Source organism: Staphylococcus devriesei (genome assembly GCF_002902625.1).
Taxonomy (GTDB): Bacteria; Bacillota; Bacilli; order Staphylococcales; family Staphylococcaceae; genus Staphylococcus; species Staphylococcus devriesei.
In genome coordinates this window covers 1-430 of sequence record NZ_PPRG01000113.1, presented here as the reverse complement: position 1 = coordinate 430, position 430 = coordinate 1, and the positions used below count along the sequence as shown (strand labels likewise).

General features: G+C 52.3%; 4 tRNA genes. All 4 read right to left on the bottom strand.

The annotated features are described in order from the left end of the window. Positions 1–79 precede the first annotated feature (79 nt). The 4 genes from CD147_RS11795 to CD147_RS11780 all read right to left on the bottom strand — a co-directional run bounded on the left by CD147_RS11795 (position 80) and on the right by CD147_RS11780 (position 430). A tRNA-Ala gene (locus CD147_RS11795) sits at positions 80–155 on the bottom strand. Between the two features lie 26 nt (positions 156–181). After that, positions 182–255 (bottom strand) — tRNA-Pro (locus CD147_RS11790). Between the two features lie 8 nt (positions 256–263). Then, positions 264–337 (bottom strand) — tRNA-Arg (locus CD147_RS11785). Between the two features lie 10 nt (positions 338–347). Beyond that, positions 348–430 (bottom strand) — tRNA-Leu (locus CD147_RS11780).

Below are 430 nucleotides of genomic sequence, written 5' to 3'. Positions count from 1 at the left end.
CCCCCGACCTCACGGGTATGAACCGTACGCTCTAGCCAGCTGAGCTACACCGCCATTATGTAGTTTGTAAATTTGAATATGGTGGAGACTAGCGGGATCGAACCGCTGACCTCCTGCGTGCAAAGCAGGCGCTCTCCCAGCTGAGCTAAGCCCCCATATTTAAATTATTTAAAAGTTCCTATCGGGAAGACAGGATTCGAACCTGCGACCCCTTGGTCCCAAACCAAGTGCTCTACCAAGCTGAGCTACTTCCCGTAAGAGAACGCGCCCGATAGGAGTCGAACCCATAACCTCTTGATCCGTAGTCAAACGCTCTATCCAATTGAGCTACGGGCGCAAAATATAAATGGTGCCGAGGACCGGAATCGAACCGGTACGGTGATCTCTCACCGCAGGATTTTAAGTCCTGTGCGTCTGCCAGTTCCGCCAC